The organism is Staphylococcus sp. CWZ226 (assembly GCF_018986355.1).
GTDB classification, from domain to species: Bacteria; Bacillota; Bacilli; order Staphylococcales; family Staphylococcaceae; genus Staphylococcus; species Staphylococcus simulans.
The window spans coordinates 1-19098 of the sequence record NZ_JAHMSB010000015.1; the positions used below are offsets into that span (position 1 = coordinate 1).

The following is a 19098-nucleotide window of genomic DNA, read 5'->3' on the forward strand; positions in this document are numbered from 1 at the left end:
GCTTACATAAGAGTCCGTGAGGACTTCTATTATAAAGATTTTTATACATATTTTCGAAAATTTCATAAAAAAAATAAACTACCGTTACACTTTTTCAAGTTATAACGGTAGTTTGTCTACGGTCTGGCATCCACTTCATATCGGAGTGGATGTTTTTATTTCTTTAACTATCTACTACTTAGCATTATATGAACCTATATAGCTCATAACAAAATAAGCAAACGCTCTTTGAATGAACATAATTGCTATTGATTGAAACGTAATTCTGAGTGGATGATTGCTTAGCGAAAAAGAAACATAATTGCATATACTCTATACCCCTATACCGTATATGTTATACTAAAGTTGTATTTACTATATCAATATATTTAGGAGGTATTATTTTGTCGAATCATGAACATACACATAAAAATGGACAACATAAACACCATGAGCATACGACTGATAACGGTCACGATCATCACATGCATCATCATGGGAATTTTAAGCGTAAATTCTTTATTTCTTTAATTTTCACGATACCGATTATTATTTTATCACCTATGATGGGTATTCAATTACCATTTCAAGTTACTTTTTCTGGATCAGACTGGATTGTTTTAATTCTATCGACCATTTTATTCTTTTATGGTGGTATGCCCTTCTTATCAGGCGCTAAGGATGAAATCGCTTCTAAAAAACCAGGCATGATGACATTAGTAGCACTTGGTATTTCAGTAGCTTATTTCTATAGTTTATATGCATTTTACATGAATAACTTTAGTGATTCATCGTCGCATACAATGGATTTCTTCTGGGAGTTAGCAACTTTAATTATAATTATGTTATTAGGCCACTGGATTGAGATGAACGCAGTAGGCAGTGCTAGTAGTGCCCTTAAAAAAATGGCCGAACTACTCCCCAATACTGCAGTTAAGGTAACTGAGGATGGTCAACGTCAAAAACTTAAAATCTCGGATATTCATAATGGTGATATTGTAGAAATCAAAGCAGGTGAAAGTATTCCAACAGACGGAGTAATTGTTGAAGGTAAAACATCGATTGATGAATCATTAGTTACTGGAGAATCTAAAAAAGTTCTAAAAAACAAGAACGATAAAGTTATCGGTGGTTCAATGAATGGTTCTGGCACAATTCAAGTTAAAGTAACTGCAACTGGAGAAGATGGCTATTTATCTCAAGTTATGGGGTTAGTAAGCCAAGCTCAAAATGATAAATCAGATGCTGAACTTCTTTCTGATAAAGTCGCAGGGTACTTATTTTATTTTGCAGTAATTAGTGGATTAATTGCGTTTATTGTTTGGATACTGATACAAAACGATATTGATTTTGCGCTTGAACGCTTAGTAACTGTATTGGTCATTGCTTGTCCGCACGCTTTAGGTTTAGCTATACCCTTAGTTACAGCACGTTCTACTTCTATAAGTGCACATAATGGATTAATTATAAAAAATAGAGAATCTGTAGAAATCGCACAACACATCGATTATATTATGATGGATAAAACAGGTACATTAACTGAAGGAAATTTTTCAGTTAACCATTATGAAAGTTTTACTGACGAATTTAGTCATAAAGAAATATTAAGTTTGTTTGCTTCATTAGAAAGCAGCTCTGAACATCCGCTCGCTGTTGGAATTGTCGAATATGCAAAAGAAGAAAACATTTCTTATTCATATCCTGAAGATGTTAATAATATTTCAGGTGTGGGATTAGAAGGCAGTGTTGATGGTAAAGAAATTAAAATTGTAAATGCCTCATATTTAGATAAAAAGGATTTGAAGTATAATAAAAAACAATTTAAAGAACTTGCTCAGCAAGGTAACTCTATTAGTTATTTAATTTATGAACAACAAGTGATTGGCATTATCGCCCTAGGAGATCAAATCAAAGAAAGTTCAAAACAAATGGTCTCAGATTTAATAGCGAAAAACATCACACCAGTTATGCTTACAGGAGATAATCATGAAGTAGCACAAGCAGTGGCTAAAGAATTGGGAATTAAAGATGTTCATGCGCAATTAATGCCTGAAGATAAAGAAAGAATCATAAAAGATTATCAGAAAAAAGGCAGTAAAGTAATGATGGTCGGCGATGGCATTAATGATGCGCCAAGTTTAGTCAGAGCAGACATCGGAATGGCAATCGGTGCAGGTACAGACGTAGCTGTTGAATCAGGTGATGTCATACTTGTCAAAAGTAATCCTTCTGATATTATTAACTTCCTTACCCTATCAAAAAATACAATGCGGAAAATGGTTCAAAACTTATGGTGGGGTGCTGGATATAACATCATTGCAGTACCTCTTGCAGCTGGTGTACTAGCATTTATGGGCATAATACTCTCACCTGCTGTCGGAGCAATACTCATGTCTTTAAGTACAATTATCGTTGCGATTAATGCTTTCACATTAAAATTAAAATAAATGATTCAATGAGATATAACCACTTTCATCAACAATTTATGAAAGTGGTTATTTTTAGTAAATGCCTATTTATTTGTACTATTGACCAGTTACAAAGGGAAAGGGACTTTTCACAAAAATAAAAAAGCCAAATGATTATGCATCAATTGGCTACTACTTTTAAAAATTCAACTTAAGTAGGCATGAACTCTCCTCTTTATAAATCTTCAACTTTAAACTGGCATGAACTCTCCTTTTTGAATCATTCAACTTAAATAGGCATGAATACTCCTACTTTTATTCACATGTGTTGTATTCAAATGCATTATACACTAAGCGTTATTTTCGACACAAGAAATTTTATAATGATAACAAATAATAGTTCACATTAAAATTGATTTAGTTGATTCCTTTTAACTTAAAAGGGTATTAAACAACTAAATACATAGAAAAGGATGAACCAATCATGAAAAAGTTAATTATACCGTTATTTAGTTCCCTATTACTATTAACTGCTTGTGGTAATAGTGATGAAAGTAATAAAGAAACTGCGAAAAACGAAACTAAAACACATGAAAAAGAGAATAAAAATAAGGAAAAAAAACAGAAGAAGAAAAATGAACAAAATAATAATCAAGAAAAACAAGAAAATAGTGAATCTACAGAACAAGTTAATGAAGATTCTGTAAACGATCAAGCAAATATTGAAAATTCTTTCACACAACAAAATGTTAATGAACAAAACCAACAAAAAGTAGATTCAAATCAAGAGCACTATCAAAGCAACACACAAGAACCAACATATGAAGAGCAAATGCGTGCCAATGCAGAAGTAGCTAAACAACATGGATATACCGGAATACCTAATGGTGATATGGGGGCTACTGAAGAAATGAATGAATTTTTGCAAAATCAAAATAATAATCATGAAACAGAAAGTAAACCAAGTAATTGGATTCAGGATCAAATAGACTGGAATAATGCAACTGAGTCGGAAAAAGAACAAATTAGAAAAAACGATGCTGAAAAATATGGAGTTGAATATAATCCTGAAGATTATATTGAATAGCATTGTATAAATGTTATCTGTATAATCTACCTCAAATCATACAAAGATAAAACCATTCAAGCTTCTTGTATTTCAAGTGCTTGAATGGTTTTTAATAAAAAGAATTCAAAAATGTGAACTAATTACAAACTGCAATAAAAGAAAGTCATATAAAAAGATATAACCCTAATAACATAAAAATGTTTTAGATAAAAAATTAATTAGACAATTTTAGTACGGCGCACTTTAACAAAGATTTTCTACTGTTACTTCAACATTAATATATTTCATTCATAATGATATTTACAAGAAGCAACTAATATAGATTCATTAGTCACTTGATAAACTAATCTATATTCTTGTGTAATTCGTCTACTCTACCAACCAGTGAATTGTCCTTTTAACAATTCCTTCTAACATGCCATCTCTTTCAATGCTCTTAATCAAAACAATGATTTTCTTCCCTACTTTTTTATCTTGAACTAGCCAGTTCTTATAATCTTCAGATGTAATTACTTATCGATCCATACTTGTACCACTTTACCTTTTTCTAGTTATTCCATTGATTGTTTTAAATATGCTGTATTGGCAGAGTTCTGTTGTAAATAGAGAATTTCTATGTTTGTACTATGATCTGACCCAGAAACCAAAACACCGTTATTGTTATTTGGTGTAGTAGTATTAGCTTCATCATTTTTGTTTGGTTGATTCATTGAATGTAATTCATTAAACATGGTTATCACCACTGCTATCAAAGAAAACTTATACTTATATTGCATATATTATAATAGTATTTCTTTATAACTATAATATCCAAAAACAATGTCATGAGCTTTTTAAAACAGTCTGCATATGTCCATTTTAATAAATACTATTCTTAAAAAAGATTCTCAACCAAAAAAACTCTAACCCCTTGATATCCAAGAAGTTAGAGAAAAACAAAGCATCTATATTGAGTTAAAACGTAAGTTATAATTAATTTCAATTTAGTCTTATGATAATAACGGAGAGTGAGGGATTCGAACCCTCGAGACGCTTGTGGCGCCTACACACTTTCCAGGCGTGCTCCTTCGGCCAACTCGGACAACTCTCCATGTATACAAATTAAAAAATCAGAAACGATAATTCGTTTCTGATTGAATGACTCCTACGGGACTCGAACCCGTGTTACCGCCGTGAAAGGGCGGTGTCTTAACCGCTTGACCAAGGAGCCGTGGCTCCACAGGTAGGACTCGAACCTACGACCGATCGGTTAACAGCCGATAGCTCTACCACTGAGCTACTGTGGAATAATAAGTAATTTGGAGCGGGTGATGGGAATCGAACCCACAACATCAGCTTGGAAGGCTGAGGTTTTGCCATTAAACTACACCCGCATTAACGATTATGGGGCGGCTGATGGGAATCGAACCCACGAATGTCGGAACCACAATCCGATGTGTTAACCACTTCACCACAACCGCCAGACAAATAATAAAAATAAGAATGGTTCAGGACAGAGTCGAACTGCCGACACATGGAGCTTCAATCCATTGCTCTACCAACTGAGCTACTGAACCTTAATTAATAATGGCGGTCCCGACGGGAATCGAACCCGCGATCTCCTGCGTGACAGGCAGGCGTGTTAACCGCTACACTACGGGACCCCTTGAAAAAAGATATGTATTGCGGGAGGCGGATTTGAACCACCGACCTTCGGGTTATGAGCCCGACGAGCTACCGAACTGCTCCATCCCGCGGTAATATTATTAATCTTGCGACTTACCTATTCATCATATCACAATTTGTTAACCAATGTCAAACCTTTTTTAACAATTTGTGAATTTTATTTTCAAAACGTTAAAGTTGTTTCGAATTTGTTATCTCTTTTTTCAAGACAATACCTAGTATATCGACTTCCCTATCTTGCGTCAACCAGTTTCTGTTAGAAATAAGTGTAATAAATATATAATTGTTATAAATTTTTATTTTTAGAGTGCAAATGGTCTCTTTTTATTTACAAATCAGTGATGCTTAAGCTTTCCTTTTGTAAATTTCTTTAAGGTTACAGTAGATATTGCGTTATTTTATATCCCCTCTTAATAAAAATTCAGCAACTTAAAACGCGAATCATGCTTCAAGTTTTAAGTTACTGATTATTAATTTTATATTTAAACCATTTCTTCGCTTTCTGCGAGAAAGCCATTTCGGTTCAAATCATCTATCGCATTATCTAAGATCTTTTCAGTGTCTGCAGATAATGTATGCAGATGAATACCATCTGTTAATTTCGCTAACATTGTACCTTTAAAGCGTGTCATTTCTTCTACAAACGCTTGAATATCTTCTTCAGTTTCAATCATCAATTCAGCACGGATACTGCCATATACGGGATGCTCAACAGAAACATCATCAATCATTGCGCCATTTTCAACGATAAGTTTTAATTCTTCTTCCATCTCATCATAATCATGTTGGCACATTACCACACGTTTACAGCTTTTTCCTTGAGGTTCAATGTCCATAAAGTAACCCTTGCTTGTTGAACTGATCGCATATTCTTTCGTTTTTAAGTGTGAGATATCTTTCACGATAATTTGTCGCGAGACACCAAAACGTTCACTCAGTTCTGAACCTTTAATGGGTCGTGTCGAACTTTGTAAGAGTTCAACGATTTCAGTTCGTCGCTGATCCGCTTGACTCATGGGCAGCCACTCCTTCTAATATCTTATCTATTTCATTAAAACATGTATCAATTTCACCTAATGTTGAATTGCTTGAAAATGAAATACGTACATATTGATCCGCTTCATGTTCTGTTTGTTTAATCTTCTCAATTAAACCCTCACTCAATAATAAACCATGACCGCATGCTGTACCAGTTGAGATACATATATTACGGCTAGATAAAGATTGCATAATATATTGACCTTCAAATTGCGGTGTTAACAATCCAATAATATGAGGTGCTTGTTTATCACTTCTTAACACACTAAAACCAGATGCTAAAGCACGTTCAGTCGCATATTGATGGAGCTTTGTTAAATGTTCATAACCCGCATCTAATGATAAAGCTCTTGTCATTGCTAAGATGCCAGGCACATCTAACGTACCATTACGTGTACCTTCTTCATGGAAGTAATGTATATTTGTAGGTCGCACTGACTTGTGTTCAATCAACAATGCCCCTACACCTTTAGTACCTTTAAATTTATGCCCAGAGAACGCATATGAAGTAAAAGCTTGAATCGCTTTATCTTCAATCTTTTGTACAGCTTGTACACCATCCACATGAAATGGAATATTGTATGCTTGTGCGAATTCAGCAATTTCATGCACTGGTAGAATATAACCAATTTCAGAATTCACATGTTGTGCAATAATCAATACTGTCTCATCATCTACTAGTGCTTCTAAAGCTGCTAAGTCGATTGTACCTTCGTTTGTTAAAGGCATTTCTACGATTTCAAATTGTTTTTTATATGGTTCTAATGCTGCATAAATAGAAGGATGCTCATAAGGCGAAACTAAAACCTTTCCTTCTTGTGCTTGTGATAAATAAATATCAATTGCGATTTGGTTTGCATGTGATCCACTTGTTGAGAATAAAACTTCTTTATCCGTATTGAAATGTTTTTGAATATAGTGTCGGCTAGAATTCAAAGCTTCTCTTGCCATTTCTCCACCGACATGTAAACTCTCACTATTAAAAAACAACGTTTGTTGTGCTTCATTATATATTGCCAGCGCTTCTTTTGATGGTTGTGTTGTCGCTGCATTATCTAAATAAATCATATCTTTTCTCCCCCACTTGCAATTATCTTACTTTTATGACAAAATCATTGCATACATATATGTTAACATAATTGTATATATTAATGTAAATAGAGGTGTAAACATGAAACGTGTCATTGTCGTTGGGAGCGGAATTGCTGCACTCTCGTTTGTTCGTCAATTACAAGATGATATCGAAGTGATTTGTATCACTAAGGACAAGCTTGCTGAAAACAACAGTAATTTTGCCCAAGGTGGCATATGTTTTTCAAAAAGAGAAGAAGATGAAGCAATCAGCCATAGCCAAGATACTTATGAAGCCGGAGCTGAAATGGGAGATTTTAATGTAATCCAAGAAGTCATTACGAAAAGCTATCCTTTGATTCAAGCACTCGTAGATGAAGGTGTCCCATTCGATTCAAACCCAGTCACACATCATTTAGATTACGCAATGGAAGGCGCACACTCAGCTGCAAGAATTTTGCATGCTGGCGGTGATCAAACTGGTAAGTATATCGCACAACATATGGTAGAACATCTTTCTCATCCACACTTATCCATAATGGAATCAACAGAAGTCATTGATTTAATTTATAACCATGAACATCAAGTCTGTGGCGTACTTGTTTTAGATAGTACTGACGAACAACAAATCATTGAAGCAGATAGTGTCGTGTTCGCAACAGGAGGTATTAACAACCTCTTCCCTACTAACTCTAATATACCACATACCATTGCATCAGGATGTGTGGTCGCATTACGTCATGACATTGCTTTAGAAAGTATGGAAATGATTCAATTCCACCCTACTTTATTAGGTGAACCTGAACATGCCTATAGTTTAGTGTCTGAAGCTGTTAGAGGTGACGGTGGTGTGCTAGTCAATGAACAAGACATTCCATTTATGGATAAAATACATCCGATGAAAAGCTTGGCTCCACGTGATGTGACTAGTCGTGCAATCTATCATCAACAACAAGAAGGTCACCAAGTCTTTTTAGATATTAGTACGATTTCGAATTTTGCAGAGCGTTTCCCTACTATTTACAAAGCTGTTCAAGCACATTATCCTGAAGCGATTGCCAAACAACGTATCCCTGTTACACCAGGCGCACACTATACCGTCGGCGGCATTAAATCAGAGATTGATGGCACAACAAGTCTTGAAGGCGTGTATGCGATTGGAGAAGCGGCTTGTACAAACTTTCATGGTGCCAACCGCTTAGCCAGTAATTCATTATTAGAAGGTTTAGTTATGGGTGCTTTATGTGCCGAGAAGTTAAATCAAACTTTACAACCTGTCAGTCATAGTCATTTTAATCCAGTATTTAAAATACCTTCTATCTCAGCTGATAGAGCTGCACAATTACAACAAAAAAGTTTTGACATTTTAGGTGTGGAACGTAAAGGAATTAAAATGCAAAACTATTTGAAAGAAATTGAACAGACATTATTCGAAACATCTGAAACAGAATATGTCGATAAAGCAAAATGGCAACGTTATTGTACTGTCAAATTACTACAAATCGTCTGTACAGCAGCGCTTGCTCGTCAAGAATCAAGAGGCGTACATTACAGACTTGATTATCCACATCAAGATAAGCAATTACAATTTGAACTTATTGAAATCAATTCAGGAGGCATGGAACATGTTAAATCCACTACTCGTCAGAGAGAAAATCACTCAATATTACATTGAAGATAATCAATATGGTGATTTAGCAACACACATCTTTGATCAGACACAACAAGGTACAATGTACTTAAAATCAAAAGATAACGGTATCTTTTGCGGCGAAACTATCATCAAAGAAGGATTCAAGTTATTAAAGAGTCACATCGATATCGACCAAAAAATCAAAGATGGTGAGACAGTCAAACCTGGTGATATCATCGCTGAAATTACAGGCCCTGTTTACGTATTACTTACTATGGAACGTATTGTTCTGAACTTAATTCAACGTATGTCAGGTATTGCCACACAAACACATCGTATCGCAGAAAAAATTGCGCATACTTCTACGCGCATTGTAGATACAAGAAAAACAACACCAGGCTTAGGTATCTTTGAGAAATTTGCGGTGACTGTTGGAGGTGGTTTGAACCATCGTCGTTCTTTAAATGATGGATTGATGTTGAAAGATAACCATATCGCTTTCTCTGAATCAATGGAAATTGCGATTCAAAACGCTAAAAAAGTTGTAGGTCCAATGGATAAAATTGAAGTAGAAATTGAAAATGAAGAGATGCTTAACACAGCAATCGATCAAGATGTAGACATCATTATGTTTGATAACCAAACACCAGAATGGATTGCTGAACATATTAAAGCAGTTCCTCAACATATTCAAACTGAAGCTTCTGGTAATATTAACGAAACTAATGTCGTTGCGTACGCTGAAACTGGCGTAGATTTCATTTCAATGGGTGCTCTATTTTATGCGCAAAACGCGCTCGATATTTCTGCAAAGGTTGTGATTTAAATGTTTAACCCAATGTTATCTGTATCAAAGGAAATTCCTGAAAAGTATCTTAAAATGTCAACTGAGGAGTTAGAACAACATATTCAATCTATTAAAGATGATTTAGGTGATCGCCTATTCATGCCGACACATCATTATCAAAAAGATGAGGTCGTTCAATTTGCCGATATTACGGGTGATTCATTAGAACTTGCTCGTATCTGTAAAGAAAATACTGCTGCTGAATACTTCGTATTTAACGGTGTACACTTTATGGCAGAAACAGCAGACATCTTAACAGACGACCACCAAGACATTTATCTACCAGATTTATCTGCTGGTTGTTCTATGGCAGACATGGCAAATATCACACAAGCTTTACATGGCTATGATGTTTTAACACAAGAATTCAACTTAGATATCTTGCCATTAACTTATGTCAATTCTACTGCAGCGATTAAAAAGTTCGTTGGCGAACACGGTGGTTCATGTGTAACTAGCGGTAACGCAAAATCAGTAGTGGATTGGGCATTGAAACAAGGTAAAGTTATTTTATTCTTACCTGACCAACACTTAGGACGTAATACAGCATATGATTTAGGCATTCCACTTGAACAAATGGCAGTATGGGATCCAATTGCTAAAGAACTTGTTTATGAAGGCAAACTTGAAGATTTACGTATTGTTTTATGGAAAGGTCATTGTTCTGTACATGAGAAATTCCATAAAGCACATATCGATTTAGCACGTGAACGTGATCCTGAAATCAACGTGATTGTACACCCTGAATGTGAATTCGAAGTGGTACAAGCTGCTGATTATGCAGGCTCAACACGCTACATTATTGAAACTATCAAAAACGCACCAAAAGGTTCTCGTTGGTTAATCGGAACTGAAATAAATTTAGTGAATCGTTTAAAAGATACTTACACAGACATCACGATTGATTCATTAAACCCATTAATGTGTTCATGTTTGACTATGAACCGTATTGACCTTCCTCACCTAGCTTGGTGTTTAGATAAAATTTTAGATGGCAACCGTGATAACATCATCAAAGTTGATGCTGAAACAGCAAAATATGCGAAAGAAAGCTTAGATCGTATGTTAAGCATTACTTAATATAAAATGAAAAGGTCTCTCTGAACGAGTAAATACGTCAGAGAGACCTTTTTTATCAATGATTTAATTAGCCATGCGTTTAATCATATTATTCTTTAATGCGAGGAAAGTATCATAACCATCCTCAGTCGTAAAATGACCCGCTTCATCAATAACCTTCATATCACCATCAAAAGCTTGAACTAAACGCTCTGTATCTTGATATGGAACATTCGAATCATCTTTAGATGCGATACCATAGAAATAGTCAATACGTGATTTTAAGTCTTCAATGTCTAATGTAACATCTGGAACATGTAAATCAGGATTTACACCTTCAGCATTCGGACCAAACCCTGCAATACTGAAGAACCCTTCAATACGAATATCTGGATGTTGTTCTAAATATTTCAGCCCCGCAAGCGTACCGAAGCCATGTGTTACGAAATATGTTTCATATTGTGAAATTTCAATTTGCTCATTTAACTGCTTTAACCATTCTTCCATATTGACTGGTAAGTCATGTTGGATATTAACGATATCTGAATGATATCCTTCTAGTCTTAATGATTGTTCTAACCATTCATACCAATTTGAGTGGGCGTCAGCACCTTGAGCATGAATTAAAACAATATTAGTCATGTTCTTCACCTCTTGCTCTTTCAAAAAGAAAATGACCTGAAATATCAGTTTAAATGTATTGAAAACCGTCTCCTATCTTCTGTGCTCATCAAAAGATATTTAGCGATTTACAATCGTCATTAAAACTTAGGTTCAGGTCATCTTTCTCTTGTGTATTTCTCATACCTATAATATAAAATCCATCATATTATCTCATCGTCTTCAATTATAAGATTAATCCTATTTGATAAAAAGGTCAATCTTTTTCATTACAATTCGACATGTCAAAACATTTATTGTACAACTTCTGCTAAAGATTCTGCGGCATCTTTACCTTGTTGAATACAATCAGGTAAACCGACCGCTTCAAATGCTGCACCTGTAATACGTAAGTGCGGATACGTATGTTTGATATGATCTTGAATACGTCGCACTTGTTGAATATGACCTACATGATACTGTGGCATGCTTTTTGGCATACGATGAACAATTGAAAATTCCGGATCGCCTTTAATATCCATCATTTGACTTAAATCACGACGTACTGTCGCAACAATCTGTTCATCATCCATTTCTTCTAAAATGTTATCACCAGATTTTCCGACATAAGCACGTAACAAAACTTTGCCTTTTGGTGTTGTAAATGGCCATTTTTTGCTGGTCCATGTACAAGCGGTAATACGAGTATTAGAAGTTCTCGCAATCACAAAGCCAGTACCATCATACGTATTGACCACATCTTTTTCATCAAATGCTAAAACAACCGTCGCTACAGAAGTACTTTCCATTGTTTTAAAGTAATCTAATGCTGGATCTTCTGAGAACCATTGCATAAATGTTTGATGTGGTACTGTTACTAAGACGCCGTCATAAAAGTGTTTTTCGCCGTTATAAACAACGTTATATCCTTTTTGGAAACCAATGATATCTTCTACTTTAGTTTGATATTGGATCGTTGTACCTTGCTCAATCACTGCATGCGTTAACGCTTCGATAAAAGAAGATAAACCATGTCTGAATTGCTTAAATTGCCCTTTAGGTGCACCAGGATACAATTGTTTTTTTCGTTGTCTTAATAACTTCTCATGGCGCATACCTTTGATCAAACTGCCGAACTCCTCTTCTCTTTCTTTAAAGTTAGGAAACGTACTCATTAAGCTTAATTTATCGATATCCGTACCATAAATACCACCCATTAAAGGTTCAATCAGATTTTCCAATACTTCATCGCCTAAACGTTGTCTGAAGAAATCTCCTACAGAAATATCTCCATCCATTTCAATAGGTTTCTTAGTTAAATCCATAGCGGCACGTAATTTACCTTTTAATGAGATTAATTGTGTTGTCATAAAAGGTTTTAAATCTGTCGGTATACCCATGATAGAACCACCAGGTATCGGATATAAACGGTTACGTGCATAGATATAAGATTGTCCTGTTTGGTTGGTAATCAATTCATCACCTAAGCCCACTTCTGTCGCAAGATCAGTCATAATTGTTTTGCGACCCAAATAAGATTCTGGACCTAATTCAATCGTGAAACCATCTTTACGATACGTTTGAATTTTACCACCCGTACGATTTGTAGCTTCAATTATTGTGACATCATATTCAGGATGTTCTTTTTTTAAATAATATGCTGCGGAAAGCCCTGTAATCCCTCCGCCGATGACTGCGATGTTCTTACTCATTTGCATCCTCTTCTTTCGTTGTTAAAACATAATAAACTTCATCTGCCATAGCACCGATAAAGAGCGGATGTGTATTTGGCATCGGTGGACGATGATAAGTTGCGCCTACTTCGTCACATACCACTTTACATTCATAATCATTATCATAAAGGACTTCTAAATGATCACAAACAAAACCAACTGGCGTATAAATAAAATGTTCATAGCCATATTCAGCTTTTAAACTTCTTGTTAAATCTTGTACATCCGGTCCGAGCCATGGTGTGCCTGTATTACCTTCAGACTGCCATCCTCTTGCTGTGTGTTGAATATTTGATAGTTCTTCTAATAATCTTGTGTTGTCTTTTAATTGCTCTGGATATGGATCATTTGATTCTAATATCATCTTCTCAGGTAAACTGTGTGCTGAAACCACCAAAACAGTACGATCATGTTCTGCTTCAGGTATGTCTGAAAGTGTTTGATTAATTTGTTTCACCCAGTATTGAATAAATTTTGGTTGTTGATAGAAGCTGTTCACATGCGTCAATTTAATACCATGTGTTTGTGCCGCTTTCGCTGCACGTTTGTTATATGAACCTACAGAGAAATTAGAGAAATGCGGCGCTAAGACAATCGTAATCGCTTCTGTAATACCATCTTGATGCATACGTTCAACTGCATCTTCAATAAATGGATGAATATGTTTTAAACCGACATAGACTTTAAACTCAATATCTTGTTCTTCATACATTAAGTTCAATCTATCTTTTAATGCCTCCGCTTGTTCATCTGTAATTCTAGCTAATGGAGACATCCCACCTATAAATTCATAGCGATCTTTTAAATTTTGAACTTCTTCTGGTGTCGGTTTTTTACCGTGACGAATATCTGTGTAGTACGGCTCTATATCACTTTCTTGATAAGGCGTACCATACGCCATCACGAGTAGTCCAATAGTTCGAGTCATATTAAACCCTTCCTTTACCGTTCATTTTGCATTTAAATTATTTTCGTTTTGTATATTCATGGACATAATCAGCAATTTTCTTCAACGTTTCTGGTTTCACTTCTGGGAATACCCCGTGTCCTAAGTTGAAAATGTGTTTGCCGTAAGCCATTCCTTGATCTAAGATTTCATCTAAGCGCGGTTGAATCACTTCCCATGGTGCCAATAACAATGAAGGATCTAAGTTGCCTTGAATTGTTTTTGTAACCCCTGCATCAGCAGTATCTTTGATTGTTGTACGCCAATCAATACCTAATACATCAATCGGAAGTGAATTCCATTCTTCAATTAAATGTGTAGCATTCACACCGAATAAGATAACCGGCACATCATGTTCTGCTTTAATCCCTTTAATTAAGCGTTCCATATGCGGCTTAATGTAATATCTGAAATCAGGGGCATTTAATGCGCCAATCCACGAATCAAAGATTTGAATCAACTCTGCACCCGCTTCGATTTGTGCATTCGCATACGTGATAGACATATCTACTAAATGATTCATTAACGCAAACCATGTTGCCTCATCACGATACATCATAGCTTTAGTGAAGTGATAATTTTTAGAAGGTCCACCTTCAATCATATAACTTGCTAAAGTAAATGGTGCGCCGACAAAACCAATTAAAGGCACATTCAATTTTTCTTCCGTCAAGAGCTTAATCGTATCTAACACGTAAGGTACATCGCGTTTTGGATCAATTTGTCCTAGCTTTTCTACATCTTGAATCGTTTTGATTGTATTCTCAATCACAGGACCGATACCAGATTTAATCTCTACATCTACACCAATCGGTTTTAATGGTGTCATGATATCTTTATATAAAATTGCTGCGTCAGTTTGATAGTGATCTACTGGTAAATGTGTAACATAAGCACACAATTCAGGTTGGTGTGTAATTTCAAATAACGAATATTTCTCTTTTAAGGCACGATATTCAGGTTGAGAACGACCTGCTTGTCGCATAAACCATAATGGAGTGTGTTCAACCTCTTCTCCCTTAATCATCTTTAAAATTGTATTATTTTTTTGATGCACCACAGTATCCTCCCAAAATTATAATCATTCTAATCTATTCTAGCATATCCGTAGAATACACGTATTTTGTTGGATGTAAATGTCATAAAAAAGACATAGCAAATCACAATCGTGTAAACTTTTTCTACGTGCTTACCTTCTTTAGTTGCAACATATTACATTATGACATAATTTGTTAAAATCCTCATTGGTTCCGTTTTCAAAATCTGAAACATTTTCATCATTTCTATATCAAATTGCCCTACTAATACTATATAATGAGACTACTAGTATTTTTAATTGCTAGAAACTTATTTTTATTCTTTGTAGAATAATACAAAAAAGGAGGAACGTGCCATGAAATTATATGCATCCTATGGTACATTCGGATACCTTAACCAAATTCGATTAAACAACCCAGAGCATAACTTATTTTTATTCTCAACAAATGATTCATCAGTGATTTTTGAAGAAACTGAACAACCAACTGCTTTAAAAGAACCACTTAAATATGAAGTACTTTCAAGCATTAATGAACTTGAAGAAGAATGTTTCTATGCAGTTGTCTTTATCCCAACTTCAGAAAATCATATGTATCAATTAGAAAAACGTTTAACATCATTATCTTTAAACTTGGATAAATTCCCTGGATTCAAATGTTACCGTTTCTTAAAACCAATTAAGGGAACAACTTACAAAATCTACTTTGGTTTTGCTGAGCGTAGTAACTTTGAAGATTTCAAATCTTCTCAAGTTTATCAAGATAACTTCTCTAAAACAGCGTTATCTCAATTCTTCGGTTCTAGCGGCCAACATTCAAGTTATTTTGAACGTTTCCTCTATCCGGTGGATAAAGATTAAGCAAAAGTATCTAAAAAACAAAACAACGTCCATTAGCTTAAATTGCTAATGAGACGTTGTTTTTATATATTTAGAATTAGTCTTTTAATAAGGCTTCTTGGTATTTCAATTTCTTGATAATATTTCTGATTGTCAACCAACCCACCACAAAGAATACTAATGCCATATAAAATTGTGGCGGGAAAAGGATAGCGTATGTTAACGCTAATATTACACCGATACCAAACATAATATGATATAGAAACTGACCATAGCCTTGAATTACTCTTTCTTCAGGTACAGGCCAAACTTGCGGCCATAACCCATAAGCTTGTTGTGTATAGAACTGTGCTGTTTGCAGTAAAATTATATACATAAACAGTCCGCCTACAATTAATAAAATCCATTGATTCGAAAGCCAAATCATTAACACAAGTGCAATAATAACTAATCGTAAAATGATATTGAATGCATCTTTACCTCTTAAGAAGCTACGTTTAAATAGAAATAAATACATATGCTTTGCGTTATATTGATTTGAACGCGGTCTCGGCAATAAGAAATCCAAATAACGACGACGTACTGCCGCTGAGCGCAAGTGTTTTACATCAGTGAACATATTGACGAATTTATAGTAATTCATGTGATGTTGCTGTTCAATCGCAATCAGCGCTTCCCATGGCAATAAACGTTTTGCATTACTTTTCTTTAGAACAATAATCCATGCGATAAATACAATAACAAGCAATAAACCAAACCATTGATGTGCACCTAAAATTAAAACGTATGTGATTGCAAAGAGCAGCCATTGCAGGACTTGCATAATCCATAAAGGTCTTTTTGCCTGCATCCACTCTAATTTGGCAATTAAGCCGAGATATGGATAAATTAAAGCGGCAAACGCAAATAATGCGTAGTAAAGCAGATTGCCTGCTTCAAGTCGACTGAATAATGGAAAGAGTACAATTAATACAACCACTTGCAAAGCTATTCTATTTAAATAACTATAAATAATACTATAGTTCAAGTAGCTACGCATATGCCGTTCAAATGGTAATAGGAACAAACGATCCGCCTCTTTAAACAAAGTGCGTAAAGGAAAGATCGAAATTACAGCAACAGCGATACTTGCTAATAATGCATATGGTATGCCAGATGGAATATGTTTAAGCCAGTTACCGTAGCCTAATATAAACGCACCGAATAAAATCAATAGAAATACTGAAAAGTGCCCATTAAAAATAAATTTATTATAGTAGGCTTTTTCTTTACTGATTGCTGTTCTTCTTTGGTTAAATAATTCTATGGCGCGATGGTCTGTCATACGTTTTGACCACCTTGCGTCACATGAATATAAATTTCATCTAATGTTTTATCATGTAAACCTGTTTGTGCTCTAAGTTCATCTAAATTACCAAAAGCAACAATACGTCCTTCATCAAGGATGATGAAGCGATCACAATAACGCTCAGCTGTTGCTAATATATGTGTACTCATTAATACAGTACGCCCTTCATTCTTCTTCTCTACCATTAAATCCAACATGGATTGTATACCTAATGGATCTAAACCAAGAAATGGCTCGTCAATGATATAAAGTTCAGGGTTGACGATAAAGGCGCAAATTATCATGACCTTCTGTTTCATCCCTTTAGAAAAATGACTTGGAAAAACTTGGAGTTCTTTTTCTAAACGAAATGTTTTTAATAACGGCATGGCACGATCCATTGCAGTTTGTTTATCAATGCCGTAAGCCATTGCAGTCATATCAATATGTTCTTGTAATGTTAATTCTTCATATATGACCGGTGCTTCAGGAATATACGATAATTTATGTCTATAGGTCTCAATGTCTTCTTTGATGTTAGTACATGAAATAGAAAGTTCACCTGCAGCAGGTGTTAACAATCCGAGCATGTGCTTGATTGTCGTACTTTTCCCTGCACCGTTAAGGCCGATCAAGCCTACAATTTCACCATTTTTTAATTCAAAACTAATATCTTGAATCACAGGTTTTTTACCATAACCACCTGTGAGATGTTCTACTTTAACAGTCATATTCATAACCTCCAACTGTTCTTTATTGTACCAAAAAGCATGTATTAACTCATAGAGAAATCATTCGTGACATGACGTTTAAAGGCGGGTAATGCTATAATGTACTTTAAGTAAACCTTTTAAGGAGTGAATTGTGATGTCAGAAACAATTTTCAGCAAAATCATTGATGGTGAAATCCCAAGTTATAAAGTTTATGAAGATGATTATGTCTATGCATTCTTAGATATTTCGCAAGTAACGAAAGGTCACACTTTGCTTGTACCTAAGAAAGCTTCACCAAACATTTTCGAAACTGATCCAGAAACAATGCAGCATATCGGTGCAGCAATGCCTAAAATTGCCAACGCAATTAAAAAAGCATTTAATCCAGACGGCTTAAACATCATTCAAAACAATGGTGAATTTGCAGACCAATCTGTATTCCACTTACATTTCCACTTCTTACCAAGATACGAAAATGATGTGGATGGCTTCGGTTATAAATGGATTACACACGAAGAAGAATTAGGCGATGAAGCAAAAGCTAAAATTGCTCAAGAGATTCAAGCACATTTTGAATGATTACCTAATTTTCGGGTAATAACATACTATATCTAAACTCAACATCATTAAATAAGGAGACTAACCTATGAAAGTAATTCGCATTTTAGGTGGATTAGTTGCTGGTACTGCTGCCGGTCTTGCTGTAACTGCTTTTAATAAAAACAGTTCTAAAGCTGGCCAAACTGAATTTGACGACAGTACAAAAGCAATTAAACAACAATCATCTAATATTTCAAGCTATGTTAATCAAATTAAAGACGGTACGCAAGAAGTTAAAACTATCGTCGATGAAGTTAAAACTTTGATTAGCGACTTTATGAAAGATATTCAACCAAATATCAATCATATTCAAGAAAATATTCAAGATATCCAAAAACGCGGTGAAGTTATCGGTGAAACGGTGCAAGGCATTACGAAAAGCCCTGATAAGAAAAACATCACACCGTACACACCAAAACAACAACCTGTTGGTAAAGACCAGCGTGAAACGGTACAACAAAATCAAACAGCTGCAGTGGAACCTAAAAAGAAACAAGTGGACACTGAAGCTGAATAATGAGTATTTGAGATCA

At 35.0% G+C, this 19098-nt stretch carries 19 protein-coding genes and 8 tRNA genes; 8 read left to right on the top strand and 19 right to left on the bottom strand.

All coding sequences use genetic code 11. The features are described 5' to 3' along the window. Window positions 1–383 precede the first annotated feature (383 nt). Both KRR19_RS10880 and KRR19_RS10885 read left to right on the top strand, forming a co-directional pair. Window positions 384–2426 carry a heavy metal translocating P-type ATPase gene (locus tag KRR19_RS10880; protein WP_216733625.1) on the top strand — a complete coding sequence of 681 codons (2043 nt, stop codon included), beginning with the start codon at window positions 384–386 and terminating at the stop codon, window positions 2424–2426. A gap of 445 nt (window positions 2427–2871) precedes the next feature. Further along, complete coding sequence (locus KRR19_RS10885) at window positions 2872–3474, top strand: hypothetical protein (protein ID WP_070626277.1); 603 nt, start codon at window positions 2872–2874, stop codon at window positions 3472–3474. 266 nt (window positions 3475–3740) lie between these two features. On the opposite strand, the gene KRR19_RS12385 is transcribed toward KRR19_RS10885, so the two are convergent. From KRR19_RS12385 to KRR19_RS10945, 13 genes are all read right to left on the bottom strand, one after another. Next, window positions 3741–3791 carry a hypothetical protein gene (locus KRR19_RS12385; RefSeq protein ID WP_371099750.1) on the bottom strand — a complete coding sequence of 17 codons (51 nt, stop codon included), beginning with the start codon at window positions 3789–3791 and terminating at the stop codon, window positions 3741–3743. 34 nt (window positions 3792–3825) lie between these two features. Next, window positions 3826–3966: a type II toxin-antitoxin system YoeB family toxin gene (locus tag KRR19_RS12390; RefSeq protein WP_372514647.1), complete on the bottom strand. Its 141-nt coding sequence runs from the start codon at window positions 3964–3966 to the stop codon at window positions 3826–3828. 41 nt (window positions 3967–4007) lie between these two features. Then, window positions 4008–4166 (bottom strand): hypothetical protein, encoded by a 159-nt coding sequence (locus tag KRR19_RS10895; protein WP_242543508.1) that lies wholly within the window; start codon window positions 4164–4166, stop codon window positions 4008–4010. Window positions 4167–4457: 291 nt separating this feature from the next. Next, window positions 4458–4546, bottom strand: a tRNA-Ser gene (locus KRR19_RS10900). A gap of 48 nt (window positions 4547–4594) precedes the next feature. Continuing rightward, window positions 4595–4666 (bottom strand) — tRNA-Glu (locus KRR19_RS10905). A 1-nt stretch (window position 4667) separates the two neighbouring features. Next, window positions 4668–4742, bottom strand: a tRNA-Asn gene (locus tag KRR19_RS10910). 13 nt (window positions 4743–4755) lie between these two features. Continuing rightward, window positions 4756–4829 (bottom strand) — tRNA-Gly (locus tag KRR19_RS10915). Between the two features lie 11 nt (window positions 4830–4840). After that, window positions 4841–4916 (bottom strand) — tRNA-His (locus tag KRR19_RS10920). A 23-nt stretch (window positions 4917–4939) separates the two neighbouring features. Continuing rightward, window positions 4940–5012 (bottom strand) — tRNA-Phe (locus tag KRR19_RS10925). A gap of 11 nt (window positions 5013–5023) precedes the next feature. After that, window positions 5024–5099 (bottom strand) — tRNA-Asp (locus KRR19_RS10930). Between the two features lie 19 nt (window positions 5100–5118). After that, a tRNA-Met gene (locus KRR19_RS10935) sits at window positions 5119–5192 on the bottom strand. Between the two features lie 411 nt (window positions 5193–5603). Then, the gene (locus KRR19_RS10940; RefSeq protein WP_002481268.1) at window positions 5604–6137 is read right to left on the bottom strand and encodes a transcription repressor NadR; all 534 of its coding nucleotides are present in this window, start codon (window positions 6135–6137) and stop codon (window positions 5604–5606) included. After that, window positions 6109–7227 (bottom strand): cysteine desulfurase family protein, encoded by a 1119-nt coding sequence (locus tag KRR19_RS10945; RefSeq protein ID WP_105978484.1) that lies wholly within the window; start codon window positions 7225–7227, stop codon window positions 6109–6111. Before KRR19_RS10945 ends, KRR19_RS10940 begins: the two co-directional genes overlap by 29 nt. A gap of 103 nt (window positions 7228–7330) precedes the next feature. Here KRR19_RS10945 and KRR19_RS10950 point away from each other — a divergent pair, with 103 nt between their 5' ends. Genes KRR19_RS10950 through nadA form a run of 3 tightly spaced genes read left to right on the top strand, consistent with a single transcriptional unit; the run spans window position 7331 to window position 10790 of the window. After that, window positions 7331–8905 carry an L-aspartate oxidase gene (locus tag KRR19_RS10950; protein WP_156666677.1) on the top strand — a complete coding sequence of 525 codons (1575 nt, stop codon included), beginning with the start codon at window positions 7331–7333 and terminating at the stop codon, window positions 8903–8905. Next, the gene (gene nadC, locus KRR19_RS10955; protein WP_023016248.1) at window positions 8856–9689 is read left to right on the top strand and encodes a carboxylating nicotinate-nucleotide diphosphorylase; all 834 of its coding nucleotides are present in this window, start codon (window positions 8856–8858) and stop codon (window positions 9687–9689) included. The genes KRR19_RS10950 and nadC overlap by 50 nt, the downstream gene beginning before the upstream one ends. Then, the gene (nadA, locus tag KRR19_RS10960; protein WP_216733626.1) at window positions 9690–10790 is read left to right on the top strand and encodes a quinolinate synthase NadA; all 1101 of its coding nucleotides are present in this window, start codon (window positions 9690–9692) and stop codon (window positions 10788–10790) included. Between the two features lie 63 nt (window positions 10791–10853). Here the strand turns inward: nadA and KRR19_RS10965 are convergent, their stop codons facing one another. From KRR19_RS10965 to hemE, 4 genes are all read right to left on the bottom strand, one after another. Beyond that, window positions 10854–11411, bottom strand: coding sequence for an RBBP9/YdeN family alpha/beta hydrolase (locus tag KRR19_RS10965; protein ID WP_060804845.1), 558 nt, complete (start codon window positions 11409–11411; stop codon window positions 10854–10856). Between the two features lie 272 nt (window positions 11412–11683). After that, a complete protein-coding gene (gene hemY / locus KRR19_RS10970) occupies window positions 11684–13081 on the bottom strand; it encodes a protoporphyrinogen oxidase (protein ID WP_207021387.1) in 1398 nt (465 codons plus the stop codon). Beyond that, window positions 13074–14030 carry a ferrochelatase gene (gene hemH, locus KRR19_RS10975; protein WP_002481275.1) on the bottom strand — a complete coding sequence of 319 codons (957 nt, stop codon included), beginning with the start codon at window positions 14028–14030 and terminating at the stop codon, window positions 13074–13076. The genes hemY and hemH overlap by 8 nt, the downstream gene beginning before the upstream one ends. Window positions 14031–14067: 37 nt before the next feature. Next, window positions 14068–15108 (bottom strand): uroporphyrinogen decarboxylase, encoded by a 1041-nt coding sequence (gene hemE, locus KRR19_RS10980; RefSeq protein ID WP_105966662.1) that lies wholly within the window; start codon window positions 15106–15108, stop codon window positions 14068–14070. A gap of 333 nt (window positions 15109–15441) precedes the next feature. On the opposite strand from hemE, the gene KRR19_RS10985 reads away from it, so the two are divergent. Next, window positions 15442–15945 (top strand): hypothetical protein, encoded by a 504-nt coding sequence (locus KRR19_RS10985; protein WP_002481277.1) that lies wholly within the window; start codon window positions 15442–15444, stop codon window positions 15943–15945. A 76-nt stretch (window positions 15946–16021) separates the two neighbouring features. On the opposite strand, the gene ecsB is transcribed toward KRR19_RS10985, so the two are convergent. Both ecsB and ecsA read right to left on the bottom strand, forming a co-directional pair. Next, window positions 16022–17248, bottom strand: a complete 1227-nt coding sequence (gene ecsB / locus KRR19_RS10990) for an ABC transporter permease EcsB (protein ID WP_216733627.1) — start codon at window positions 17246–17248, stop codon at window positions 16022–16024. Further along, window positions 17245–17982, bottom strand: coding sequence for an ABC transporter ATP-binding protein EcsA (ecsA, locus tag KRR19_RS10995; protein WP_156666682.1), 738 nt, complete (start codon window positions 17980–17982; stop codon window positions 17245–17247). Before ecsA ends, ecsB begins: the two co-directional genes overlap by 4 nt. A 136-nt stretch (window positions 17983–18118) precedes the next feature. Here ecsA and KRR19_RS11000 point away from each other — a divergent pair, with 136 nt between their 5' ends. Further along, window positions 18119–18544: an HIT family protein gene (locus KRR19_RS11000; protein WP_023016253.1), complete on the top strand. Its 426-nt coding sequence runs from the start codon at window positions 18119–18121 to the stop codon at window positions 18542–18544. A 67-nt stretch (window positions 18545–18611) separates the two neighbouring features. Then, on the top strand, window positions 18612–19082 hold the full coding sequence (locus KRR19_RS11005) for a YtxH domain-containing protein (protein ID WP_002481281.1): 471 nt from the start codon (window positions 18612–18614) through the stop codon (window positions 19080–19082). Window positions 19083–19098 lie beyond the last annotated feature (16 nt).